Origin of the sequence: Aeromonas sp. QDB34, assembly GCF_027705405.1 — a bacterium.
Classification (GTDB): Bacteria; Pseudomonadota; Gammaproteobacteria; order Enterobacterales; family Aeromonadaceae; genus Aeromonas; species Aeromonas hydrophila.
In genome coordinates, this window is sequence record NZ_JAPDBT010000001.1 from 395160 (window position 1) to 418924 (window position 23765).

21 protein-coding genes and 2 tRNA genes are annotated in these 23765 nt (G+C 60.7%); 17 read left to right on the forward strand and 6 right to left on the reverse strand.

Features of this window, described 5'->3' with window-relative positions; all coding sequences use genetic code 11:
- From OKC29_RS01780 to yjjG, 4 genes are all read left to right on the forward strand, one after another.
- A tRNA-Met gene (locus OKC29_RS01780) sits at window positions 1-77 on the forward strand.
- Window positions 78-173: 96 nt separating this feature from the next.
- Window positions 174-250: transfer RNA gene (locus OKC29_RS01785), tRNA-Met, on the forward strand.
- A gap of 173 nt (window positions 251-423) precedes the next feature.
- Entirely contained in the window at window positions 424-1920 is a 1497-nt protein-coding gene (locus OKC29_RS01790; protein ID WP_073350135.1) for a M17 family metallopeptidase, read from the forward strand.
- 8 nt (window positions 1921-1928) lie between these two features.
- Window positions 1929-2609 (forward strand): pyrimidine 5'-nucleotidase, encoded by a 681-nt coding sequence (yjjG, locus tag OKC29_RS01795; protein ID WP_011706227.1) that lies wholly within the window; start codon window positions 1929-1931, stop codon window positions 2607-2609.
- Between the two features lie 80 nt (window positions 2610-2689).
- On the opposite strand, the gene OKC29_RS01800 is transcribed toward yjjG, so the two are convergent.
- From OKC29_RS01800 to elyC, 4 genes are all read right to left on the reverse strand, one after another.
- The gene (locus OKC29_RS01800) at window positions 2690-3946 is read right to left on the reverse strand and encodes a M20 family metallo-hydrolase (RefSeq protein WP_043122694.1); all 1257 of its coding nucleotides are present in this window, start codon (window positions 3944-3946) and stop codon (window positions 2690-2692) included.
- Between the two features lie 1223 nt (window positions 3947-5169).
- Complete coding sequence (gene pfkA, locus OKC29_RS01805; RefSeq protein ID WP_011706225.1) at window positions 5170-6141, reverse strand: 6-phosphofructokinase; 972 nt, start codon at window positions 6139-6141, stop codon at window positions 5170-5172.
- A 147-nt stretch (window positions 6142-6288) separates the two neighbouring features.
- The gene (gene tpiA, locus OKC29_RS01810) at window positions 6289-7044 is read right to left on the reverse strand and encodes a triose-phosphate isomerase (RefSeq protein WP_073350137.1); all 756 of its coding nucleotides are present in this window, start codon (window positions 7042-7044) and stop codon (window positions 6289-6291) included.
- Between the two features lie 135 nt (window positions 7045-7179).
- Window positions 7180-7950 (reverse strand): envelope biogenesis factor ElyC, encoded by a 771-nt coding sequence (elyC, locus tag OKC29_RS01815; RefSeq protein ID WP_162275820.1) that lies wholly within the window; start codon window positions 7948-7950, stop codon window positions 7180-7182.
- Window positions 7951-8249: 299 nt separating this feature from the next.
- Here elyC and cmoM point away from each other — a divergent pair, with 299 nt between their 5' ends.
- The 12 genes from cmoM (at window position 8250) to OKC29_RS01875 (ending at window position 20543) form a co-directional block, all read left to right on the forward strand.
- Entirely contained in the window at window positions 8250-9026 is a 777-nt protein-coding gene (cmoM, locus tag OKC29_RS01820) for a tRNA uridine 5-oxyacetic acid(34) methyltransferase CmoM (protein WP_039215017.1), read from the forward strand.
- A gap of 77 nt (window positions 9027-9103) precedes the next feature.
- Entirely contained in the window at window positions 9104-10423 is a 1320-nt protein-coding gene (gene mukF / locus OKC29_RS01825; RefSeq protein ID WP_073350142.1) for a chromosome partition protein MukF, read from the forward strand.
- The gene (gene mukE / locus OKC29_RS01830; RefSeq protein ID WP_011706220.1) at window positions 10404-11141 is read left to right on the forward strand and encodes a chromosome partition protein MukE; all 738 of its coding nucleotides are present in this window, start codon (window positions 10404-10406) and stop codon (window positions 11139-11141) included. The genes mukF and mukE overlap by 20 nt, the downstream gene beginning before the upstream one ends.
- Before the next feature lie 27 nt (window positions 11142-11168).
- Complete coding sequence (gene mukB, locus OKC29_RS01835; RefSeq protein ID WP_073350144.1) at window positions 11169-15596, forward strand: chromosome partition protein MukB; 4428 nt, start codon at window positions 11169-11171, stop codon at window positions 15594-15596.
- Between the two features lie 171 nt (window positions 15597-15767).
- Window positions 15768-16166: a septal ring lytic transglycosylase RlpA family protein gene (locus tag OKC29_RS01840; protein WP_162275680.1), complete on the forward strand. Its 399-nt coding sequence runs from the start codon at window positions 15768-15770 to the stop codon at window positions 16164-16166.
- Window positions 16167-16300: 134 nt separating this feature from the next.
- Window positions 16301-16621 carry a putative quinol monooxygenase gene (locus OKC29_RS01845; RefSeq protein ID WP_073352437.1) on the forward strand — a complete coding sequence of 107 codons (321 nt, stop codon included), beginning with the start codon at window positions 16301-16303 and terminating at the stop codon, window positions 16619-16621.
- 321 nt (window positions 16622-16942) lie between these two features.
- Window positions 16943-17398, forward strand: coding sequence for a GNAT family N-acetyltransferase (locus tag OKC29_RS01850; RefSeq protein ID WP_073350146.1), 456 nt, complete (start codon window positions 16943-16945; stop codon window positions 17396-17398).
- A gap of 26 nt (window positions 17399-17424) precedes the next feature.
- Entirely contained in the window at window positions 17425-17925 is a 501-nt protein-coding gene (gene def, locus OKC29_RS01855; RefSeq protein WP_029303106.1) for a peptide deformylase, read from the forward strand.
- A gap of 64 nt (window positions 17926-17989) precedes the next feature.
- The gene (locus tag OKC29_RS01860) at window positions 17990-18601 is read left to right on the forward strand and encodes a DJ-1/PfpI family protein (RefSeq protein WP_073350148.1); all 612 of its coding nucleotides are present in this window, start codon (window positions 17990-17992) and stop codon (window positions 18599-18601) included.
- A gap of 67 nt (window positions 18602-18668) precedes the next feature.
- The gene (locus OKC29_RS01865) at window positions 18669-19154 is read left to right on the forward strand and encodes a GNAT family N-acetyltransferase (protein WP_073350150.1); all 486 of its coding nucleotides are present in this window, start codon (window positions 18669-18671) and stop codon (window positions 19152-19154) included.
- A gap of 52 nt (window positions 19155-19206) precedes the next feature.
- Entirely contained in the window at window positions 19207-19716 is a 510-nt protein-coding gene (locus tag OKC29_RS01870) for a GNAT family N-acetyltransferase (RefSeq protein ID WP_073350152.1), read from the forward strand.
- Window positions 19713-20543, forward strand: coding sequence for a hypothetical protein (locus tag OKC29_RS01875; protein WP_073350153.1), 831 nt, complete (start codon window positions 19713-19715; stop codon window positions 20541-20543). Before OKC29_RS01870 ends, OKC29_RS01875 begins: the two co-directional genes overlap by 4 nt.
- 92 nt (window positions 20544-20635) lie before the next feature.
- On the opposite strand, the gene OKC29_RS01880 is transcribed toward OKC29_RS01875, so the two are convergent.
- Window positions 20636-20839 (reverse strand): hypothetical protein, encoded by a 204-nt coding sequence (locus OKC29_RS01880; protein WP_024946319.1) that lies wholly within the window; start codon window positions 20837-20839, stop codon window positions 20636-20638.
- A 186-nt stretch (window positions 20840-21025) separates the two neighbouring features.
- Between OKC29_RS01880 and OKC29_RS01885 the strand changes: the two genes are divergently transcribed.
- Window positions 21026-21913, forward strand: a complete 888-nt coding sequence (locus tag OKC29_RS01885; RefSeq protein ID WP_073350154.1) for a PhzF family phenazine biosynthesis protein — start codon at window positions 21026-21028, stop codon at window positions 21911-21913.
- Between the two features lie 73 nt (window positions 21914-21986).
- Here OKC29_RS01885 and OKC29_RS01890 read toward each other — a convergent pair whose 3' ends face one another.
- Window positions 21987-23264: a lipase family alpha/beta hydrolase gene (locus OKC29_RS01890; RefSeq protein WP_073350155.1), complete on the reverse strand. Its 1278-nt coding sequence runs from the start codon at window positions 23262-23264 to the stop codon at window positions 21987-21989.
- Window positions 23265-23765: the final 501 nt, after the last annotated feature.

Here is a 23765-nt window from a genome sequence, read left to right on the forward strand (position 1 = left end):
CGCGGGGTGGAGCAGCTCGGTAGCTCGTCGGGCTCATAACCCGAAGGTCGTCGGTTCAAATCCGGCCCCCGCAACCAACTATTTGTATCCATGGCAAGCGCTAGCGCCTGCGGTGGAGACGAAGACAGCAAGAGGCATCTGCTCTGTCTCTTGTGGTGGCAGTACAATTCGGACGCGGGGTGGAGCAGCTCGGTAGCTCGTCGGGCTCATAACCCGAAGGTCGTCGGTTCAAATCCGGCCCCCGCAACCAACTTCCTATCTCTATTACGTCAATCTCACAGTTTGTCATCCAGCCGCCTTCGCGGTCGTTCTGCTTTGTGTCGCCTTCACGCTTGATATTGATTTTCAAGTGCAAATCTGGCTGTGACCCCGCTTTGTTGGGTATCATCACTGGTATCTCTTCATGGATGAGGGCCTTGCCCAATGATGCAACCATTTACCTATCTGCCGCCGCAGATCGACATTCACGACGCCGGCCTCGCTGCCGTCCTCACCAACGCCCTGGCCGCCAATCTGCTGATCTGCGCCGAAGATCGCCGCGAAAGCCTGCTGGCCCTGCCCGAATTTGCCGCCGTCGGCGCCCAGATCGCGCTGGGGCAAAAAGCGCCCTACAGCCTGGTGCTGCACAATACCCTGCAACTGCTGATCTTCCTGCCGGTACACCCCGCGCGCGATCATGCCCTCTACAAGCAGGTGCGCGGCTGGGTTGCGCCGCTGGCCGGGCTCAAGATCGAGCGGTTGGGGTTGCACCTGGAAGGCTTTGACGAGGCTGATACCACGCTGTTGGCAGAACTGGTGCTGGCCACCTTGCTGGCCGCCAACGTGCCGCTGCCCAGTCACAAGCATCGCAGCGAAGATCCCTGGCGCTACCAGCAGATTGCGGTGTCCCCCAATTGCGTGCTGGATCTGGCGCGGATCTATGCCGAGGCGGAAGGCAACGGTCTGGCGCGCCATCTGGCGGTGTCGCCGGCCTCCGATCTGACCGCCCGCAGCTACCGGGAGTGGGTGCGTCAGCTCGCCCAGAGCGAGGGCTGGCAGTGGCATGAATACGATCAGGCCCAACTCGCCGAGCGGGGGGCCGGCGCCTTCATCGCGGTGGCGCGCGGCTCGGAAGACAACCAGGCCGCCATGGTCAAGCTGAGCTACTGCCCACCCAATGCGGTGCGGCGGCTGGCACTGGTGGGTAAGGGGATCTGCCACGATTCGGGCGGCTACAACCTCAAGATCTCCGGCAGCATGTATGGCATGCACCTGGACATGGGGGGCAGCGCGGTGGCGCTGGGGACGCTCCATGCCATCAGTCGGGCCAGGTTGCCCTATGAGGTGCACTGCTGGCTCGCCATCGCCGAGAACCACATAGGCCCGCTCGCCTACCGACCGGGGGAGGTGGTGACCGCCCTCAACGGCACCACCATCGAGGTGGTGGACACCGATGCCGAGGGGCGCATGGTGCTGGCGGATACCCTCTGCATGGCGGTGCAGGACAATCCGGATCTGCTGATCGACTACGCCACCCTGACTGGGGCCTGCAAGCGGGCGCTCGGCAGCCGTTACAGCGGCGCCTTCACCAACCGCCCCCAGTGGCTGGGGGAGCTGATCAATCTTGGCCAGCGCAGCGGCGAGCGGATCTGGCCCTTCCCGCTGGATGAGGACTACGACGACAACCTCGATAGCGAGTGGGCCGATCTGTTACAGTGTGCGCCGGGCTCGTCGCCGGATCACATCGATGCGGCCCGCTTCCTCAGCCGCTTCGTCCCCGCCCAGACCCCCTGGCTGCACCTCGATTTGAGCGGTTTTCGCAACAAGGGCGGCAATGGCGTGGTCAGCAGCGAGGTGACCGGATTCGGGGTCAGATTGACACTGGATCTGCTGGCCGGCCCGCTGGGGCGGCGCAATGAATTTGATCAACCAGAACAGTAAGGGATCCCGTGAAAGTACCAAGTTATGACTGGGTGTTGTTCGATCTGGACGAAACACTGCTCGATTTCCCGGTCGCCCAGGCGCTGGAACAGACGCTGCACATTTACGGCGTGACGCCGACCCCGCCCAAGATGGCGGAGTACCATGCCCTCAACCACCGGCTCTGGCAGCAGTACAACTCCGGCGAGATCGATGCCGCCCACCTGCAGCAGACCCGTTTTTCGCTCTTTGCCGAACAGGTGGACGTGGCGCCGATGGCGATGAACGATACCTTCCTGCAGCAGATCATCGCCCTGAGCATGCCGCTGGAGGGGGTGGTGGAGACCCTGCAGGCGTTGAAGAGCAAGGTGAAGATGGGGATCATCACCAACGGTTTCAGCCTGCCGCAGCGCGGCCGCCTCGACAAGCTGGGCTGGAACGCGTGGTTCGAGCCGCTGGTGATCTCGGACGAGGTACAGGTGACCAAGCCGGCGGCGGCCATTTTCCAGCATGCCCTCGAGTTGATGCAGCGCCCGGATCCGGCGCGGGTGCTGATGGTGGGGGACAACCCCAAGACCGATATCGCCGGCGCCGCGGCGCAGGGGCTGGCAACCTGCTGGTACAACCCGGCTCGCCAGGATGGTCCGTGCGAGGCGACCCACGAGATCCACCACTTCGCCCACCTCTCGGCCATCGTGCTGGGACAGTAGATGCAACCAGCCCCTTGCCAGGCAAGGGGTGAAAAAAACAAGGCAGCCCGCGGGCTGCCTTGCTTGTATCCGGCTGTTTGCTAGCGGCCGAGTCGAGCCAGCAACCAGGACTCCAGCAGTGCCACGCCGGGGGCCAGCACGGCCTCGTCGAAGTCGAACTCCGGGTGATGATGGGGCGCCGCCAGATTGGCTCCCAGGATCAGGTAGGCCGCCTCGCCACCGCTTCGCTGCACTCGTTCGATGAGAAAGCCCGCGTCCTCGCTGGCGCCGAAACGGCGGGTATGGATGGTTTCCAGTTTGAGCGCCTGGGCGAGCGGGATGATCTCTTCGAGCAGGGCCGGACTGTTGTCGATGCCGATGGCTTCACCCTGCTTGCGGATGAGGTAGGTGGCGCCCTGCATCATGGCTGCCCCTTCCACCATCTGCTGCACCTGGCTGAACATATAATCGTTGAGGGCCGGTGTGGCGCCCCGGGTCTCCCCCTGCAACAGGGCGTGACCCGGGATCACGTTGCGGCCGCTGCCGCCATGGAGCTGGCCCACGTTGATGCGGGTCATGCCATCGCGGTGGCGGGCGATGCCGAGCATGGCGGTGGTGGCCATGCAGGCAGCCGCCAGCGCATTGCTGCCGGCGTTGGGCTCAAGCCCCGCGTGAGCGGCACGCCCCATGAACTCCACGTCGAATTTGGTGGAGCAGAGAAACTCGGTGGGATTGACCACCAGCTCGCCGCTGTTGGCATGAATGCCGATGTGCAGCGCCAGCAGGGCATCCACGTCGTCGAGTTGACCGCCGGCGGCCAGCGCCTTGCCGCCGCGACAGCCCTCTTCGGCGGGCTGGAAGAACAGCTTGATGCGGCCGTTCAGCCGATCGGCGAGGGCGGCGATCCGCTCGGCCAGTACCAGCCCGATGGCGGTATGACCGTCATGGGCGCAGGCGTGCATCCAGCCGGCATTGCGCGAGTGCCACCCCTCCTGGCTGGGGGGATGCAGCTCATCCTGGCTCTCTTCGACCTCCACCGCATCGATGTCGAAGCGAAAGGCCAGGGTCGGGCCGGGACGGCCGCTGTCCCACAGCCCCATCACGCCCGTTATCTCTTCGATCCTGCCCAGCCAGTCCGGATGGGCTCCCTGGCGCAGGGCTCGCTCCTTCTGGGCCTGCACGTCGATGTTGCGGCCCATGATGAGGTTGCTGGCCAGCAGCTTGTCGCCCAGCATGATGGAGAAACCGAGTTCACTGAGGTGGTGGGCGATGAGGGAGCTGGTACGAAATTCACACCAGGCCGCTTCGGGCAGACGATGAAGATCACGACGCCAATGGCTTAGCGCATCTTGTGTCATGGTAATTCCTGCATGGCGAATCCAGCGGATATTGTGACGGGCAGGGGGGCAAGAGTAAATCCCGCAGACGCAAATGCAACAGGGGGAGCCACTGGCTCCCCCTGTTGACAGGCTACCTCTGGCAGGCAGCTGTAATTATGTTCGCTTGGTCGTACTAATGGCCGCATTGGTCGCTGTTTTCGATGAACCACCAAAAAATGACATCAAGCGGTGAATTAACCAGCGTGGCGATGCCTGTCGTTGCCCATAAGGATCGCTGAGTGGGCAACTAACCGCCTCAAAGTTGTGACAGTGACGGCAGAGAGACGGCAACCAGAGTGAAAAACACAGTAAAAACTGCAGTAACCACAAACTCTTTCATATTTTTGTCTCCCTTGGCTGACTGTTGATGGAACCAAGATACCACAATTGTGCGGTAAAACAATAGTAGATTGCATTTATTGGCTTTAATCTGTCTGGTGCGTATCGAAAGCTTCATTTTTGCATTTTTAAGCTCATTTTATCGTCTTGATGGTCATATCCTGCGGTGCAGAGACGTGACTTATTAAGTTATTTCAATTAAAACAATGCATTAGGTAATTTCATTGTGATGCTGGAGAGGGGTTTTATATGAGGCTTTTTTGTTTTTTTAAAATTATGTCGGCAAAAAATGACGGTTTTTAGGGGGGAGTGATGACCTCGCCATGGTTTGGGCTGCTGTCAGCGCCATTTTCCGTCTCCAACATGTTTTTGTCGCAGTCGAACGGTTTTTCCCTGTCGTGACGCCACCTTCTGACATGTCTCTTCCCGTCTTTATTGCAAAATTCCCTCTGCTGATGGTGCTCTGTCGGCCCACTTTTCGTCTCTGTTCGGATCTTTTCCTGGCATGTTGGCTGCCCGATGGAACATCTGCGGTCGGCAACGCCAAGGGACAGAGCAAGAAGACAGAGCAAGAAGAGTGTGCAGAGAGGTGGTGCTGTTCTCGGCAGAAGCCGGACTGCAGAGGGCCGTGTACCGCGTTGCTGTGGTCCTGAATCGAAGCAATGCTGGTTGAATCGGTTAACGGGTCAAGGAGCCCTAGCCGAAGAAGGGTGTGATAGGCAGGCGATAAACAGAGGAAGCGCTGCGAGGGGCGCAGGGATAGTTGCAACGAGGTGGTGTCATGGCACCGGGCGTGGCGAGAAAGGTCCAATGAAAAAGCCCTCCAGTGGAGGGCTTTTGTCACAGCAACCTGAAAGCGGAGCTTAGAACAGGGTGGTGGAGAGATCGTAGAGCTCCTGATCGAACGGGCGCTTGAGGTTCTCGATGCAGTCGATGATGTCGTGGTGCACCATCTCGTTGCGCTGGATGCCGACGCAGCGGCCACCGTGGCCGGCCAGCAGCTGCTCAACGGCGTAGGCGCCCATCCGGCTGGACATGATGCGGTCACGCGCGGTGGGGGTACCGCCACGCTGGATGTGGCCCAGGATGGTGGCGCGGGTTTCGCGGCCGGTCAGGGCTTCGATGTCCTTGGCCAGGGCGTTCACGTCGGTGACGTGCTCACAGATGGTGATGATGGCGTGCTTCTTGCCCTTGGCTTCGCCTTCCTTGATCTGTTGCAGCAGCTTGTCCTTGTCGAACGCCACTTCCGGCACGATCACGTACTCGGCACCGCCGGCAACGGCGGCGGACATGGCCAGATCACCGCAGTGACGGCCCATGATCTCGACCACGGAGATGCGGTGGTGGGAGCTGCAGGTATCGCGCAGACGGTCGATGGCGTCTACCACCACGTTCAGCGCGGTATCAAAGCCGATGGTGAAGTCGGTACCGGCGATGTCGTTGTCGATGGTGCCCGGCAGGCCGATGCAGGGGAAACCCTCTTCGGTCAGCTTCTTGGCACCCATGTAGGAACCGTCACCACCGATCACCACCAGGGCGTCGATGCCGTGCTTTTTCAGATTTTCGATCGCTTCGGCGCGCACTTTCGGATCTTTGAAGGCGGGGAAACGGGCGGAGCCGAGGAAGGTACCACCACGGTTGACCACGTCGGAGACGCTGTGACGCTCCAGCTTGACGATACGGTCCTGGTGCAGACCGAGGTAGCCATCATAGATGCCGTAGACTTCCAGGCCATGATGCAGACCGGCGCGCACCACGGCGCGGATGGCTGCGTTCATACCCGGTGCGTCACCACCACTGGTCAAAACACCAATACGTTTGATTTGTTTGGTCATGAGTGCCTCTGGATCTGAGTTGTCGAATACGAAATGGTTGAATGAGACAAGCCACTTTTACTATATCGGCTTTCCTATGGGATGCGGCGGCGGCCATAGGAAAAGCGATATGCAGGAGGGGGCAAGCGCCCCCTCCATGGCAGCCGATTACTTGGCCGCGCCAGCGATGATCTGGGAGAAGTCGTCCACTTTCAGGGACGCACCACCCACCAGGCCACCGTCGATGTCCGGCTGACCGAACAGGTCGGCAGCGGTGGCACCGGTGACGGAACCACCGTACAGGATCTGTACCTTGGCAGCCACGGCGGCGTCGAAGCCGGCCAGGTACTGACGGATGTGAGCGTGAACGGCCTGAGCGATTTCCGGGGTGGCAGTCTTGCCGGTACCGATGGCCCATACCGGCTCGTAAGCCACGACGGCGTTGTTGAAGGAGGCGATACCGCAACGATCGATCACGGCTTTGAGCTGGGTTTCGACCACGGAGTTGGTGGTGCCGGCTTCGAACTGAGCCAGAGTCTCACCGATGCACAGCACGGGGATCAGGCCGCCTTTCTGGATGGCTTCGTACTTGGCAGCAACCACTTCATCGGTCTCTGCGTGCAGGGTACGACGCTCGCTGTGGCCGACCAGGGAGTAGGTGCAACCGAAGGCTTTGAGCATGGACGGAGCGTTCTCGCCGGTGAAGGCGCCGGACTCGTGAACGTCGGCGTTCTGGGCACCGTAGGCAATCTTGCTGCCGGCGGTCAGTTGCTCAACCAGACCCAAAAAGATAACCGGCGGGCAGACGGCGACTTGCACAGAAGGATGAGCGGCAGCAGCCGGGGTCAGTCCTTTGATCAGAGCTTCAACGGAAGCTTTGGTGCCGTTCAGTTTCCAGTTACCCATTACCAGGTGCTGTCTCATCTTGTATATCTCCTAGGCATTTGATTGCGCGACATTATATGAATTGAACCGAGCCCAAGATAGCTGACCCGGCGGCAAATGACGTAATTTTTTTTCGCTTTCCTGATCCAAATCAGGAATGAAAGGCTCGATTGCTCAATCGTTAACCTGCCCTCGCAAACGGGCCCACCATACCCCAATCCATTCGTGAATGGCAGCCTCGGAATACATCAGATAGCGCCCTTTTGGCAGGTAGCTGTAGAGGGGCTGCGCCACCTGACTCTGCTTGGCGGTGTAGTCGGTGGGGGCGGGCACGGCGTTCAGTCCCTGACCCTGATAGAGCGCCATGGCTCGCGGCAGATGGGTTGCCGAGCTTACCAGCGCCACCCGCTTGCCCTGGAGGTGGGCGCTGATGCTGACCGCCTCGTCGTGGGTGTCTTTGTTGTTTTCAAACAACGTCATCCGCGCGCGGGGAATGCCGAGGCTCACCGCCATGCGGGCGTTGACCTCGGCGTTCGACAGGGGATCCCCCGATACATAGCCTGAAAAAATCAGCTCAGCCTGCGGATACGCCTGGGCCAGCCGTACCCCCTCGAGGGTGCGGGCCAGCGCAATATTGTTCTGCCAGGATCGCTCGGGCACCGCCGGGTCGCTGACATGGCCGTTGCCGAGCACCACGATGGCCTCGATGTCGGGATGCTGGCTTGTCTCGAAGGGGGGAAAGGTCTGCTCCAGCCCGCGGGCCAGCTCGTAGCTCACCGGTCGCATCCCCATCAGGGTGACCAGCAGCAGCGAGAGGGTGGCCAGCAGCTTGCCGCTCTTTTGGAAACGGGTGAACCAGAGCAGCAAGAGCGCCAGCAGCAGCAGGCTGAGGGAGAAGGGGAGCGGCATCAGCAGCTGGCCTAGCCACTTTTTGAGGTCAAACAGGGCGTCCACTTGTTATTCCTTATATAACAATGCATTAAAAAATTATTAAGGATTTTGGCGCCCTTGTATAGGCGCCTCTTCCCAAGGCGGCATGACGCCATCAAGGCACACAGGTTGTGTAATGCCTGCCCGCACAACCCCGAAAAGCGCGAAACGGGGGCAAAGCGGGCGCTAAACGATGTTTTTTTCATCACCTGGGGGAGGGAGCTGCGCCTTGAGTTTTCAGCAAATTCGGGATGTGACAGAATATCCTCTTTTTCGTCAGGCCCGTTTCCCGTGGCCACAGAGTTGAGTTCGTCTTGAAGCAAGATCAGAGTTTTGACGGGCGCGCCGACAAGTTCGCTCGCAACATTTATGACTCCACCAAGGGGCGCATCCGCACCACAGTGGTCTGGAGCGACATCGAAGCCTGCCTGGCCCGCCTTGGCAACCGGCCGCTGCGCATCCTGGATGCGGGGGGCGGCTTTGGCTATTTCGCCCAGAAGCTGGCGGCCATGGGCCATCAGGTGGAGCTGTGCGATCTGTCGGCGGAAATGCTGGCACTGGCCCGCAGCCAGATCGCCGAGAAGGGGCTGGAAGACAGAATTCGTCTCATCCATTGCCCCATTCAGGATCTTAAAGCACACGTGACCGGCACCTTCGATCTGGTGCTCTGTCACGCGGTGCTGGAGTGGCTCGCCGAGCCGCGCCAGACCTTGCTCGGTCTGTTCCCTTTCGTCAATGCCGGGGGCATACTGTCGCTGCTTTTTTACAACCGTCACGGTCTGCTGTTCCAGAGCCTGGTGGTGGGCAATTTTGACTACGTGCGCCAGGGGCTCAACAAGAAGCGCCAGACTGCGCTGACCCCCACCAATCCCCAGCTGCCGGAGCAGGTCTACGACTGGATTGGCCGGGGCGGGCTCAAGATCATCGGCAAGACCGGGGTGCGGGTGATCCACGACTACATGCGCCACAAGCAGGATCAGCGGGAAAAGTTCGATGATCTGCTGGCCATGGAGCTGCAATATTGCCGGCAAGAGCCGTTTATCTCCCTGGGGCGCTATATCCACGTGATGGCGCAAAAACCCATCGGCTGAGGTCCCTTTTTTTGATGCTACCGGATGTAGCCGCGCGCAAGGCTTTGCGCCCAATACAACAACGAGATGACAACATCATGATGAGTACATCCCGTACCCTGCCCGAAATGGTGGGATGGGTCAGGCAGGAGGGGTTGGCGTTGAACCTGCCCACCGATCGGCTGGCCTTTCTGATTGCAATCAAGACGCTGTCCGAAGATGAATCGGATCTGTCGGAAGCGGCGCTGCACGATGCCTTTGGCTACGTCAGCAACGCCTTCGGCCAGATGGACGAGACCCTCACCGGTCGCGCCAACAACGCCATCAACGATCTCATTCGCCAGCAGCTGCTGTCGCGCTTCAACACCGACATGGTGGCGGGGGAGAGCCTCTATCGCCTGTCGCGCCTTGGCATGAGCATCGTCGATTTCTTCATGGATCAGCGCCAGGTTGACTCCATCAAACTCTCCATCCTGCTCGAACACCTGGCGGCCGAGCTCGACACCGCCCGCAAGGCGGCGCTCGAGACCAACACCCGCGAGCAATGGGATGCCGAGGTGCTGCCACGGCTCACCTTCTCGCTGGAAGAGACGCTGGGGCGCATCGATCTGACCCAGCGCGCCATGGACGAGCAGCAGAATCAGGTCAAAAACGAGATCGCGGCCCTGCTGACCCAGAACTGGGTCGATGCCATCCACAGCTGTGAAAAACTGCTGCACGAGACCGGCCAGACCCTGCGCGAGCTGCAGGATACCCTGGACGCTGCCGGCCACCGCTTGCAGGCGGGGCTGCTCAACATTCAGGAAGCGGCGCAGGGGCGCGACGATCTGTTCCACGTCGAGGAGCTGACCCACGCCCTGCAGGGGCGGCTGGATGTCATCACCAGCTGGGGCCAGCAGTGCATCGAGTTGTGGGCCCGCTATGACAGGCACGTCCACAAGTTCATCCGCAACGCCATCGACATGGACAAGAACCGCGCCTTCAGCCAGCGGCTGCGCGACTCCATCCGCAATTTCGAGCAACACAACTGGTTGCTGCGGGTGGCCGAAGAGCCGCGCCTGCTGGAGCTGCGCGACGAGACCATCGCCATCCATGACGAGGAGGTAACCGGCGAGGTGCCGCTCGAGATGGAGTACATGGAGATGGTGGACATCAACCAGGAGCTGGCCGAGCGCATCGAGCGCTACCTGGCTCGCTACCCGGAGCAGGGTCAGCAGCTGGATCTCGCCGACGTGCTGCGCGAATACCTGCTGGACTACCCGGCCCATGCTCACTTCGACGTGGCGCGTCTTCTGATCGACCAGGCCGTGCGCCTGGGCCATGCCAGCGGCGAGCACCAGCTGCATCGTCAGCCCGCATGGAAACCCATTAACCAAGCTGGATCCAAGGTTCAGGCCTATGTCATTGATCAATACTGAATTTCCCTTGCCGCTGCGGCTCGCAGAGGCGATTGCCAACCCCTTGTTTCCGCGCATTGACACCGCCTTGCGCTCCGGCCGCCACATCAGTGCCGACGAGTTCGAACAGCACTCGGCGCTGGTGGAGTACCACCAGGAGCTGGAGATCTTCTACGGCCGCTATCAGGTTGAACTGATCAAGGCGCCGGAAGGCTTCTTCTATCTGCGCCCGCGCCCGAGCGCCGACATCGGCACCACCGTCCTCTCCGAGCTCGACATGCTGGTGGGCAAGGTACTCTGTTACCTCTACCTGAGCCCGGATCGGCTCGCCTCGGAAGGGGTGTTCGCCATGGGCGAACTGCAAGAAGAGGTGCTGAGCCTGGCTGACGAGAAGCAGCTGCTGCGGATGGTCAACAGCCGCTCTGGCGGCACCGATCTGGACAAGAAGAAGCTCTTGGAGAAGATCCGTACCTCCATGCGCCGTCTGCGTCGCTTGGGCATGATCACCGCCCTTGGCAACAGCGACAAATTCCGGGTCAACGAATCGGTGTTCCGCTTTGCTGCGGACGTGCGTTCTGACGAAGATCCGCGCGCCGTCCAGCTGCGGATGATCCAGGAAGGGGAAGCCATCTTCCACGACGACGAGATGCCGAGCAGCGACTCGCTGTTTGAGGATATCGAGGCGGATCTCGATGAAGAGCAGCTTGAACTGGAGGTGGAAGATGACCTGCAGCGTTAAATCCAAGGCCCAGATGGAGGCAAAGTCGTGAGAGGCAAATTCAAATCCCTGACCATGGTCAACTGGAACGGCTTCTTCGCCCGCACCTTCGATCTCGACCAGCTGGTCACTACCCTGTCCGGCGGCAACGGTGCGGGCAAGTCCACTACCATGGCGGCCTTTATCGCGGCGCTCATTCCCGACCAGTCGCTGCTTCACTTCCGTAATACCACGGAAGCGGGCTCCAGCAGTGCGTCCCGCGACAAGGGGCTCTACGGCAAGCTGCAGCGCGGCCACTGCTATTCGCTGCTGGAAGTGATGAACAGCCGCGAGCAGCGGATCTGGGTCGGCGTTCACCTGGAGCAGGTGGCCAACCGTGACAACAAGGTCAACATCACCCCGTTCGCGCTGGTGGATGTGCCGGAGCAGTTGCAACCCACCGATCTGCTGCTGGAGAAGCTCGATGACGGCAAGGGCCGGGTACGTGCCTTCGCCGATCTGAAAGGAGCCGCCGCCGAGCTGGGGGCGCTGAAAGTCGCCAAGTTCAATACGGTGACCGACTATCACAACTTCATGTTCGAGTTCGGCATCACCCCGAAGAAGCTGCGTGATCAAAAAGATCGCGGCAAGTTCTATCGCCTGATCGAAGCCTCTCTCTACGGCGGCATCTCTTCGTCCATCAGCCGGTCACTGCGCGAATACCTGCTGCCGGAGAACTCCGGGGTGCGCAAGGCGTTCCAGGACATGGAGGCGGCCATCTACGAGAACCGCCGTACCCTGGAGGCGATCAAGGAGACGCAAGGTCAGCGGGATCTGTTCAAGAACCTCATTACCGAGACCACCCACTATGTGGCGGCCGACTATGTGCGCAACGCCGCCGAGAAGAACCGTCTCTCCGAGCTGGCCCTCAAGGCCCGCCAGGAGCTGGCAGGCAAGCGTCGCCTGCTGGCCGAGGAGAAGCAGCGCGCCATCTATCTGGCCGACGAGGTGGAGCAGCTCACCAATCGCGAAAAACTGCTGACCGACGAGCTGGAATCTGCCGCCGAGCATCTGGCCAAGGTGATGGCCGCCGTCAGCTTGCAGAAGAAGATCGAGATGTACCGCGCCGATCTGGCGGAGCTGATGGACAAGCTGGAGCAGCAGCAGGCGATCGTGGAGGAGATCCACGGCCAGTTGCTGGAGGTGGAAGAGCGCAAGGAGCTGGCGCAGGCAGAGGTAGACAGCCTCAAGACCCAGCTAGCCGACTACCAGCAGGCGCTCGATATCCAGCAGACCCGCGCCATCCAGTACCGTCAGGCGGTGCAGGCCCTCGATGCTGCCCGCGAACAGTGCGAGCTGCCGGGGCTGACCGCCGAACAGGCGAGCGACACCCTGCATCAGTTCCGCAGCGCCGAGCAGAGCCTTACCAGCCGGGTGCTGGGGGCCGAGCAACAGCTGGCGCTGGCCAAGGCGGCGGTGGCCGAGCATGAAGCGGCGCTGGCGCTGCTTTTGAGCATCGCCCCCGAGACAGTGCGCGAGGCCGCCTGGCCTACCGCGCAGGCGCTGCTCAAGCGTCATATCGAAGACAAGGCCCGCATCGCCCAGGGGCAGGGGTTGCGCGCCGCGCTGGCTCGCCTCGAGAAAGAGAGCGAAAGTCAGCAGGCGCTGCTGCGCTTGCGTGACGAGCTGCAGCAGGCCTCCGGCCAGCTGATTGCGAGCCAGGACGAGCTGGAGATCTTCCTCGAAGCCCAGCGCACCCGTCAGGAGGAGCTCTCCGAGCAGCAGGCGGAGGTGAACCAGCGCCGCGCCAGCCTCGAGCATCAGGGCACCCAGCTGGGTCGCGATATTGCGGAGCTGACCAAGCTGGCGCCGCGCTGGCTGAAATCCTTTGAAAAGCTCGAGCAGCTGCGCGAGCAGAGCGGTCTGCCGCTCGCCACTGCCGAAGAGCTTTCGGCCGGTATGCAGACAGTGCTCGACAAGGAGCGCGAGTTCGAACAGGAGAGCAACCGCATCGCGGCGCAGAAACAGGCGCTGGAGCTGCAAATTCGCAACCTGCAGCTGGGGGCTGGCGAGGCGGATCCGCGCCTGGCCCGCATCGCCGAGCAGGTGGGGGGCGTGCTGCTCTCCGATGTCTATGACGACATCTCCATCGACGATGCCCCTTACTACTCCGCGCTCTACGGCCCGGCTCGCAGCGCCCTGGTGGTGCTCGACCTTGAGGGTGCCATCGAGCGGCTGAAAAAGCTGGAAGATTGCCCGGAAGATATCTACCTCATTCAGGGCAATCCCGACTCCTTTGACGAGGATCTGGTGGAAGCGGACGAGCTGGGGGACGCCGTGCTGGTGCGCACCAGCAAGCGTCAGGTGCGCTTCTCCCGCTACCCCGAGTTGCCGCTGTTTGGTCGCGCCGCCCGGGAAAAACGCATCGAGCAGCTCGACCTTGAGCGCGAGGGCCTCATCGAGGGTTACGCCAAGGCCGCCTTCGAGCAGCAGAAGTTCCACCGTCTCTACGGCCACTTCCGCGACTTTATCGGCCAGCATCTGGATATCGCCTTCCGCCCCGATCCGGAAGCCGAAGTGCAGGCCAAACAGCACGAGCAGCGTAAGCTGCAAGAAACCATCGCCGAGTGCAACAAGCAGCTGGCCGAGGCCAAAGCGGCCGCCGCCCAGCTGACTCGCCATATCCAGCTGGTGCAGGGGATGCTGCCCTTTGCCCACCTGTTTGCCGAGACTGATCTGGCAGCCCGCCTTGAGGCGGCTCACGCTGACGTTGAAGCCCTGAAACAGGCCGAAGCCTTTATCGCCAAGCACGGCAAGGCGCTGGAAAAACTGGAAACCATGGTGCAGGTGCTGCGTCAGGATCCGCAGGATCTTGCCACGCTGCAGGCGGCTTACGATGAGGTGAGCGACTTGCTGGCCGAGCAGAAGCGCCGTTGCTACGCCCTCGATCAGCTGGTGGCCCGTCTGCCGCACTTTGCCTATCAGGATGCGCAAGACTTGCTGGGCAAGGCCTCCGAGATGAGCGAGCGACTCAAAGAGAAGCTCAAGGCGGCCGAGCTGGCGGCCCGTACCGCTGGCGAGCAGCACAAGCAGATTGCCCAGCGCCATACCGAGGCATTGCAGCTGCGCACTGCGCTTAACTCCAGTGTCGAGGCCAAGCGCCAGACCCTGACCGAGTTCGAGCAGGAGCTGGCAGCCATGGGGCTGACCCTCTCTGACGATATGGAAGAGAAGGCGCGCGCCCACAAGAAAGAGATCGAAGAGCTGCTGATCCGCACCCGTTCCCGTCGCACCAGTGCCGAGGCCCAGTTGCAGGTGACCAAGCGCGAGATCGAATCCCTTGGCGGCCGTCTCAAGCTGGAAGGGAAGGATTACTACAGCGCCCGTAAATCCCTGGTGGGCCACAAGGCGAGCTGGTCGCGGGTAGTGCGGTTGGCGCGGGAGACCGACGTCGAGAAGCGTTTAAATAAGCGCGAGCTGGCCTACCTTGACAGCGACGAGCTGCGCTCCATGTCGGACAAGGCCCTCGGCGCCCTGCGGGTGGCGGTGGCCCACGACGAGGCCCTGCGCGATGCGCTGCGACTGTCGGAGGGCAACCGCAGCACCGAGCAGAAGGTCGCCTTCTACGTGCAGGTCTACCGTTACCTGAAAGATCGCATCCGTAACGACATCATCCGCTCCGATGATCCGGTAGAGGCGATCGAGGAGATGGAGATCGAGCTGGCCCGTCTCGCTGACGAGCTCAAGCAGCGGGAAACCCATCTGTCGCTCTCTTCCCACGAGGTGGCGGCCAAGATCACCAACATCATCCGCCGCGAGCAGAACCGTATCCGGGTGCTGAACCAGGGCTTGCAGAACATCGCCTTCGGTCTGGTGCGGGGGGTGCGCCTCAACGTCAATATCCGCGAGGCCCATACCCGTCTGCTGACGGCGCTGGCCGATCAAACCGCCATGCACAACGATCTGTTCGCCGACAAGGAGCTCAGCTTCTCGGAGGCGATGGCCAAGCTGTTCCAGCGTCTCAACCCGCAAGTGGAGCAGGGGGATCGCAGCTATCAGGTGATGGGCGACGTGCTGCTCGACTATCGCAACTATCTGGAGCTGGAGATCGAGGTGCAGCGCGGGGCCGATGGCTGGCTGCGTGCCGAGAGCGGTGCGCTCTCCACCGGCGAGGCGATCGGTACCGGTCAGGCCATCCTGCTGATGGTGCTGATCAGCTGGGAAGAGGAGTCCCGCCGTCTGCGCGGCAAGGACATCGCCCCGTGCCGCCTGTTGTTCCTCGACGAAGCGGCCCGTCTGGATGGCAAATCCATCGCCACCCTGTTCGAGCTGTGCGAGCGGCAGGATATGCAGCTGCTTATCGCCGCGCCCGAGAACATCAGCCCCGAGAAGGGCACCACCTACAAGCTCATCCGCAAGGTGCAAGGCAAGCACGAACACGTGCATGTGGTGGGTCTGCGCGGCTTCGGCTTCGCCGATGACAAACTCATCGCCTGACAGAGGCTGACGGACGAGGTATGAAAACGGGAGGCTTGGCCTCCCGTTTTGTTTGGAAACTGTGGCAAAGTAGCGGCGCGGCCGTGGCTGGCCGGCACCACGCCGGTTCGCTCATGCCCGCTACCGCTTCATTAGCATCGACAACCCCGCAGGGGAGCAAGGACAAGGCACATGGTTGAAAAGGGGCAATTTTTGCGAAAGGGGCTGCTGCTGTCGCTCACCATGCTGCTGGCGGCCTGCAGCAGTCGTTATGACGAGAGCCACGGCGGCAGCTGGCGCGGCTATAGCGAGACAGGGCTCGCTTCCTACTACGCCGACCGCTACCACAACAAGCGCACCGCCAGCGGTGAGCCTTATCAGCGCCACGCCAACACCGCCGCCCACATGGAGCTGCCCTTCGGCGCCATGGTGCGGGTCACCAACCTCGCCAACGGCAAGAGCGTGGTGGTCAGGGTCAACGACAGGGGCAACTTCCCGCGCGGGCGCATCATCGATCTCTCCAAAGCGGCCTTCAGCGCCATCGGCAATCCCCGCGCCGGGCTTATCAAGGTGAAGATAGAGGCGCTCTAGGCGCTGATTCCTTCAGTGGCTTGAACAGAGTGTCCATCCTGCCCGGCTATATTCCGTCTGGCCGCTCCTCTTACACTGCTGCTCGACGCAAAGGTGGCGCCCGGATTGGGACCCCTTTGTTTACCCTCGAGAACATGGAGCAGACCAAGATGAGTGAACAGAAACGGGTGTCCATCGCCGTGCTGAAAGCCCGCGCCGGCATGAGAGAGGCGCTGCGCCGTGAGCTGCTCAAGCTCATTGCGCCGACGCGGCGTGAGCCGGGCAACCTGGATTACGTGCTGTTTGAATTGCAGGACGAGCCGGGCACCTTCTACATGCGCGAGGCGTTCGTCAATCAGGCCGCGCTGGACAGTCACTGCCAGACGGACTATTTCCAGGCTTTTGCCGCAGAGACTGAGGCGCTGCTGGCAGAGCCGCTGCGGCTGATTTTTATGGAGGAGGTGAGCCTCCCTTAAACCCATCGGGCCCAAGGTTGGCCCGATTTCTGTTCATGCACCGACACTCATGCTTCGATGTCGCCCCAGGCGCTATCCCATCCCATCCCATCATGGCCCCCCTGGTCTGCGTCTCTGCATCCTCTACCGAGAGGTTGAACGGGGGCTTATTGCTCTTGTCCCGCCTGTTTATGCCTGCCGTCTTTTCATCTCCAGATTGTCCGGTAAGATACCCAAATGAAAATCAATGTTGGGGCCAAGCGACATGACTGCCATGGCGGGTGGGCGCTCTGACGAGAGGCGGTCATCAGGCCGCCAAGGTGGTTAAGCCGAGGAGAGGGAATGGAGATCGAACTGGCGGGGATAGCGACAAGTGAGTTTGAACAGCGCTTTGCGGCCGTCAAGGAGGGGATTTTTCCCTATGTTGAGGCGGTCTTTGGTTGGGATGACGGCGTTCAGCGCGAGCGGTTGACCAACGAATATAAGCCGCACTGGTTTTCGTGGATCCTGGCAGAGGGGGAGCGAGTCGGCCTGCTCTGCTGCAAGCCATACGACGGTGCGCTGCACATTCATCTGTTGATTATCTTCCCCCGTTATCAGGGCCGACAGCTTGGCTCGGCCGTCATGGACCGGCTGCATCGCGAAGCGGCATCTGAGGGGAGACACCGGGTGACCCTGTCGAGCTTTAGCGCCAATCAGAGGGCGATAGAGTTTTATCGGCGCCTCGGTTATCAGGTGGCGGCGGAAGAGCCGGCGTTCGTCTCCTTGTCCCGGCCGGTGACGAGAGAAGAGTTGTAGGTACTAATGGTTGACGGAGAGCCCTCATGGCAATGCTAGAAATTTTAACGGTTCCCGACCCGCGATTGGGCACCAAAGCCGAACCGGTTGAGGATATTGCGGCCGTGCAAGGCCTGATCGATGACATGCTGGAGACCCTCTATGCCACCGACAATGGTATTGGTCTGGCGGCCACGCAAGTGGGGCGCAAGGAGGCCATCGTCATCATCGACCTGTCAGAAAAACGGGATCAGCCGCTGGTGTTGATCAATCCGCAAGTGACAAGCGGCACCGAACCGGCGTTTGGGCAAGAGGGGTGTCTGTCCGTGCCGGATTATTATGCCGATGTTGAGCGTTACAGCTCGGTGGTGGTGTCGGCACTGGATCGCCATGGTGTGCCTATCACGGTAAAGAGTAGCGATTTTCTGGCCATCGTGATGCAGCATGAGATCGATCACCTGCAGGGCAAGGTGTTTATCGATTATCTCTCGCCGCTAAAGCGCAAGATGGCGTTGAAGAAGGTGAAAAAGCACCTCAAGGCGACATGACGTGATATTTCATGCGGCGCATTACATATCCATTTGATTATCTGCACAGGAGGGTGGGGTAGCCATGTACAAGGTTGGTATTGTTTTATTTGATGATTTCACCGATGTGGATTTTTTCTTGATGTATGACCTGCTTGGGAGATGCAAAGAGAGCTGGTCGGTGAAAATACTGGGAACCAAGCCTGAGCATGGCTCTGCACTGGGTATCAACGTAAAGACGGATGGATATGTGGCGGAAGCACAGGATCAGGATGTGGTGCTGATCACCAGCGGGCAGCGTGGTATCCCTGCCGCGCTGCAAGACGATGAGTTCATGTCCGCATTGCGGCTGGATCCGCAGCGACAACTGATTGGCTCAATTTGTGCTGGTTCATTCATATTGCATGAGCTGGGCTTGCTGCAGGGAAAGAAATTAACAACCAACCCTGCAGCCAAAGCCCAGTTGCTGGAGATGGGGGGTGATGTTCAGGACGCTCCTCTGGTCGTGCAAGGAAATATTGCAACGGCAGGTGGCTGCCTCTCACTGGTTTATTTGATTGGCTGGGTGGCCGAACGGTGTTTTGGTCCGGAAAAACGTAGATTGATGCAATCTCAGCTTATTCCTGCCGGACAAATGGAAATCTTCGAACAGCTGATCTCCTCCACTATCAGAGAGGCTGAAGAGTCATTCGACTGATGCCATTGCTCACTGTTTATATCTGTCTGGACCCATAGCCTGTCTGCCCAATGAAACAGGATGGCGCATGCACCTCGAATTCAAAAAAATAAACCTAGCGCGTGACTATGGGGTTTGTGTGGCGGCTCGCCGGGATGCCTATGTTTGCAGCTTCCATCGAGACGACGGATTTGACGAGTTTCTGGCGGGCTATCGGGAGCGAATGGCGACGAGGCTGACCAGCCAGGAGTGGCATTATCTGCATGTCTGGCAGGGGGGCGAAATAGTGGGGCAGCTGGAGTTTTGCACTGTCTCAGCCGAACCGGAAACCGGCTACATATACCTGATCTATTTGACGCCACAGGCGCGTGGTCAAGGCATGGCCGATCTGCTGCTGCAATATATCGGTCGCACCTTGCGGCATGCTGGCTGCCGGCGAGTGGTGTTGTCGGTCAGCCGTCTCAACCTGCGGGCGTTGCGTTTCTATCTGCGCTGCGGGTGGCAATATCGGGGGCCAAACCCCAAGCATGCCGAGACAGATTTCTATGAATATTGGTTGCCGGATCCAGCGTGATCAGTAGCCGTATTTGAACGGGAAAAACAAAGTCCCATGGAGGGGAAAATAGATGGAAGTGAGACAAGTCCGGGTATCGGATGCAGATAACCTACTGGCCTTGATGAACAGACTCGACAATGAAACAACCTTTATGCTCTATGAGCCGGGTGAGCGCACCACGACAGAGATCGAGCAAGCTCAAATATTGGCCTCGTTTGTCGATGCAAACAACAGAGTCATGTTGGTACTGTCGGAGCATGACGAGATTGCTGGTTTTATTGTCGGCATCGGTCAACCGGCAAATCGCAACAAACATGTACTGTATTGCGTTATCGGTATTCAACTCTCTGCAACTGGACAGGGCTTTGGCAAAAAGATGATGTCTGCGCTGGAGGCGTGGGCCAGGGCGCACGGCTTTACCCGTATGGAGTTGAGCGTCATGTGTCACAATGCCCAGGCTTGTGCGCTATACCGCGCCTGCGGATTCGAGGTGGAAGGGGTCAAACGCAATACGATGAGGGTCGATGGTGCATATGTCGATGAATATATGATGGCCAAGCTGATTGAGGAGGTGGCATGAGCAAGATGCAGTGGCAGGTTTCCTGGAACGTCGCTCGGTCGTCAAGGCGTGCGCGCAGCAGGGCGTCGCTTGTGCTGGTGTCGCTGCTGGGCTGGCTGCTGATCATGGCGCCAGCTTATGCCGAGGAGCCGCAGCTCGGCGCCGAGTATCGCCCTCTGGTACAGAAGGTGATCGATGCCGCCAAGGCGCGGGATCCACAGGACCTTGCCCGTCAGATGAAGTATCCCTTCAAGCAGGAGTATCCCATCCCGGTCATCAAGAATCCGTCCGAGATGGTGGCCCGCTTCGACGAGGTGTTTGATGACGCCCTTTTAAACAGCATTGCCAGCTCCCGGGTCGGGCAGGATTGGCAGGCCATGGGCTGGCGCGGCATCATGCTGGGCAGTGGCGAGGTGTGGCTGGATTTTGATGGCAAGGTGATTGGCATCAATCATCAGACGGCGCAGGCTGCAAAACGCAAGGCCGAGCTTGTCGCCAAACAGAAAAGCGATCTTTATCCCGGTCTGCGGGAGTACCAGCGCCCCGCGCTGATGTGGCAGACCGAGAAATTTACCATTCGCATCGACGAGCTGGGGGACAGCCGTTATCGCTATGCCTCCTGGGCCAAGGGCAAGGCGCTCAGCGACAAGCCGGACCTGGTGCTCAGCAATGGCACCGTCAGGGTTGAGGGGACGGGAGGCAACCACACCTATCTATTCACCAGCGGCCCTTACCGCTACGAGTGCGCCGTGACCGTTTTGGGTGAGCGGGGCATGCCGCCGGGCGAGTTGGTGGTCTATCAGAACGAGGTTGCCATCATGCACCAGCCGGTGATCAAGGTGCTCTGATATCCCTTGATCTGCCCGGAACGTTCAACGCGCGGCCAAGGGCCGCGCTTTTGTTGTCTGCGACAGTTATCTGCAACGGCTGATGGCTTTCGCTAGCCCTGCGGCACTCGAACCCCCTTGTCGAGATAGAGGCTGCTGTAGTGGGCGCGGTGGGTGACAAACATCACCTGATGACGGCTGCCATCGGAGAGGATGATGAAATCACCAGCCTGGGCGGGAGTGTGCAGGCTGATTTCATGTTCGGGGGCGGTCAGTTTGTCGACCTCCTCCTTGAAGGTGAGGGTGTAAGAATACATAGGGTGCTCCACAACAGGACCTTATACAGACACGCATCAAACGTAGCTGCTGTCGCCCGGATCTGCGGCGCCCAAGCGGCACCCGCGCACCATTTAATTTACCGGCCGCAGCGGGCTCGCTATCTTATGGAAAGCGGCCCGCGGCAAGCGCAGGCCAATTATGTCGGCGACAGTCAGGAGCGAGCGATGACAGAGCGTGAATGGAAACCCGAGTTGGTGCGCATTGCCGCCTTCTCCACCGGTGCCAGGGGGGGCAATCCGGCCGGGGTCTGGCTGGGGCAGCAGCTGCCCGGTGTCGAAGAGATGCAGCGCATCGCCGCCGAAGTGGGCTTTTCGGAGACAGCGTTCGCCGCGCCCTTGCCCACGCCCGCAACGCTGATGGATGAGCAGGCCGGCCCGCGGCAGTGGCGGGTTCGCTATTTCTCTCCCGCCGCCGAGGTGCCGTTTTGTGGGCACGCCACCATTGCCCTCGGGGTGGCGCTGGCCCGCCGGGTTGGCGCCGGCGAGTATCAGCTGCAACTCAATCAGGCCACTATCTCGGTCTCGAGCTGGCTGGATGGGGAAGGGGAGTGGCAGGCGGCGCTGCAATCGCCCCCCACCCGAAGCAAACCAGCCCCGGCCGAATTGGTGAGCGCCGCGCTGGCGCTGTTTGGTTATACCCAGGCAGACCTGGATCCTCGCATTCCGCCGGCCCTCATTCATGGCGGCGCCGATCATCTGGTGCTGGCGCTCAACAGTCGCGCCGCCCTGGCGGCCATGCACTACCAGATGGCCGAGGGACGGACCCTGATGCAGCAAGCGGGGCTGGTGACCATCTTGCTGGCGTATGCCGCCCGCGAGCAGCTGTTTCATACCCGCAACCCCTTTGCCTATGGTGGCGTGTATGAAGATCCCGCTACCGGCGCCGCCACCGCGGCCTTTGCCGGTTACCTGCGGGATCTGCACTGGCCCCACGGCGGCATCATCGATCTCTTTCAAGGGGAGGATATGGGGATGGCGTCGCACCTGCATGCCGAAATTTCCCCCGAACCCGGCAGCTCAATCCGGGTATTTGGCCGCGCCCGCCTGATGTGACTGCCAGACAATGAAAAAAAACCGCCGGCTGGCGGTTTTTTACTTTATATCGGGGCAAACCGGCCGCTTTGGCCTATTGCGGGTTATGTTCCCCAGCCGGGCTCTGCTCCTGGTGATCGCTCTGTAGCCAGTGCAGCAGTTGACGAGCCACCAGCGGGCTACCGAGCAGCGCCATGTGGCTGGTACGATAGGCAATCATGGTATGGGCGGGGAGAAAAGCCAGCTGGTGGCGTGCCTCGTCATGCAGGCCAAGGGCACTGCGCAGGGGCACCAGACCATCACCAATCAACCGATCTGCCAGCACGCTGCGTTTGGCCGCCGTGGTGGCCGCAATGGCAAAACAGCGCACTCCGCTTGGCAGGGGCAAGGGGGCGCGAGGATCGGCCAAGGGGGAAGAAGGGGGATTCCGGGCAGGTGATGAGTCCATCACATGGCCGTGGCGCAGATCCTTGATGCCGACGCTGCGCAGCTGTGCCAGCTTGACGAACGGCTCACTGTAGGCCGTCGCGGGCAGCAGTTGCTCCAGCCAGTGGCCGGCGGATTCGAGCGGTGCGCCATGATGGGGCGTGCCGAGAAACAGCAGATTTTTAAGGTGGGCCGGCCAGGTCTGGGCGGCCAGGTCGGCGCTGTGACAGGCGCTGCGGATCACCAGCCCGCCCATGCTGTAGGCCAGCACGCTGATCTCGCCAAGGCCGCCGGGCCAGTGGGTCGCCAGTTGTTCCAGCTGACGGGCCAGTGCGTGACCGTTCTGCACGATGGAGAGGCCCGAGTTGTAGCGCACATAGATGGGCAGGTAACCCAGCGCCTTGGCCAGCGTCTCCCCGTGATTGACCGGCGCATCCTGATGCCGGGTCTGCCACTGCAGATCGTTCATGCACAGCCCGTGTACCATCAGCAGCACCCGCCCGCGAGGGGGCAGTTGCGTCGGCAGGGCCGGCCAGCTCAAGGGCTTGCCGAGATAACGCAAGGTCATGGGGGTGGCCAGGGCATTGTGACTCTCGACCAGCTTGTCCCCCATCACGCCATTGAGAGTGGCGAGCAGGGCGGCGCGGCTGGGTGTGTCGGGTATTTGCTGCAAAGGCGGGGTTGGCGGCAGACGGGCAAGCAGGGCATGGATGCCGCTGCCCAGTGTGCTGGCGGCGACATATACCCCCTTGTAGACCAGCCCGGTGATCCCCGCCGTCTTTCCTTCCTCCCGCCCCTTGAAGTCCATGCCGCTCAATACCGCCTGATGGACGGCCTCGGTGAGCTGTATCGTCGCAGGCAGGGCCTGAATGAACAGCCGGGTCAGCTCGCGAATGTCGGCAAGCTGCCAGGAGGAGGCGGGTTGCGGTGCTGTTGGTTGCGTCATGAAAAGCCCCTGTGAAGGTATCGCCGGCCTGCTCCCGCCCGGCAGCGGGGAGGCATGCATGGACAACCAGCTTGCGCCGTTTGCCCCGAGTTTGCCAGTGACGCGCCGACGGTTCTTGGCGAGAAGGTTAGTGCGTAGCCTCGGTGACCGTCGGGCAGGGCAATCCGCCGGCAGAGGCGCTCATGCATCTGATCAGGCAGGGTCGGTGGCTGGAGCAGGAGGTATTGGTACTGGCCAGGGGATGGCAAGCATGGCCTTTGAACGTGACTTGCGACTGATATCGCCACAAAAAAACCGCCATCAGGCGGTCTTTTTGTTCTGCCGGCCCTTATTTCAGGGCTTTCTTCAGCTTCTTGATCTTGCTCTCGTGCTTGGCAATTTTCTCAAGGCGGGCGGCAATCTTCTGCTTGATCTCTTTCTTGCTGACTTTGGCCATCTGGCGTGCTCCTTTTGCAGTGATGACACTCGCGGTGTCGGGGGGTAGGTCAGTCCATGAAACGC

Excerpts from the sequence above, each read along its gene's own strand:
- OKC29_RS01850 (WP_073350146.1), top strand. The coding sequence starts at position 16,943 with ATGGAGATCGAACTGGCGGGGATAGCGACAAGTGAGTTTGAACAGCGC.
- OKC29_RS01800 (WP_043122694.1), bottom strand. The coding sequence starts at position 3,946 with ATGACACAAGATGCGCTAAGCCATTGGCGTCGTGATCTTCATCGTCTG.
- OKC29_RS01790 (WP_073350135.1), top strand. The coding sequence starts at position 424 with ATGATGCAACCATTTACCTATCTGCCGCCGCAGATCGACATTCACGAC.
- def (WP_029303106.1), top strand. The coding sequence starts at position 17,425 with ATGGCAATGCTAGAAATTTTAACGGTTCCCGACCCGCGATTGGGCACC.
- OKC29_RS01845 (WP_073352437.1), top strand. The coding sequence starts at position 16,301 with ATGGAGCAGACCAAGATGAGTGAACAGAAACGGGTGTCCATCGCCGTG.
- mukE (WP_011706220.1), top strand. The coding sequence starts at position 10,404 with ATGTCATTGATCAATACTGAATTTCCCTTGCCGCTGCGGCTCGCAGAG.
- OKC29_RS01875 (WP_073350153.1), top strand. The coding sequence starts at position 19,713 with ATGAGCAAGATGCAGTGGCAGGTTTCCTGGAACGTCGCTCGGTCGTCA.
- OKC29_RS01890 (WP_073350155.1), bottom strand. The coding sequence starts at position 23,264 with ATGACGCAACCAACAGCACCGCAACCCGCCTCCTCCTGGCAGCTTGCC.
- OKC29_RS01840 (WP_162275680.1), top strand. The coding sequence starts at position 15,768 with ATGGTTGAAAAGGGGCAATTTTTGCGAAAGGGGCTGCTGCTGTCGCTC.
- pfkA (WP_011706225.1), bottom strand. The coding sequence starts at position 6,141 with ATGACCAAACAAATCAAACGTATTGGTGTTTTGACCAGTGGTGGTGAC.
- OKC29_RS01865 (WP_073350150.1), top strand. The coding sequence starts at position 18,669 with ATGCACCTCGAATTCAAAAAAATAAACCTAGCGCGTGACTATGGGGTT.
- tpiA (WP_073350137.1), bottom strand. The coding sequence starts at position 7,044 with ATGAGACAGCACCTGGTAATGGGTAACTGGAAACTGAACGGCACCAAA.
- OKC29_RS01880 (WP_024946319.1), bottom strand. The coding sequence starts at position 20,839 with ATGTATTCTTACACCCTCACCTTCAAGGAGGAGGTCGACAAACTGACC.
- OKC29_RS01860 (WP_073350148.1), top strand. The coding sequence starts at position 17,990 with ATGTACAAGGTTGGTATTGTTTTATTTGATGATTTCACCGATGTGGAT.
- OKC29_RS01870 (WP_073350152.1), top strand. The coding sequence starts at position 19,207 with ATGGAAGTGAGACAAGTCCGGGTATCGGATGCAGATAACCTACTGGCC.
- mukF (WP_073350142.1), top strand. The coding sequence starts at position 9,104 with ATGATGAGTACATCCCGTACCCTGCCCGAAATGGTGGGATGGGTCAGG.
- OKC29_RS01885 (WP_073350154.1), top strand. The coding sequence starts at position 21,026 with ATGACAGAGCGTGAATGGAAACCCGAGTTGGTGCGCATTGCCGCCTTC.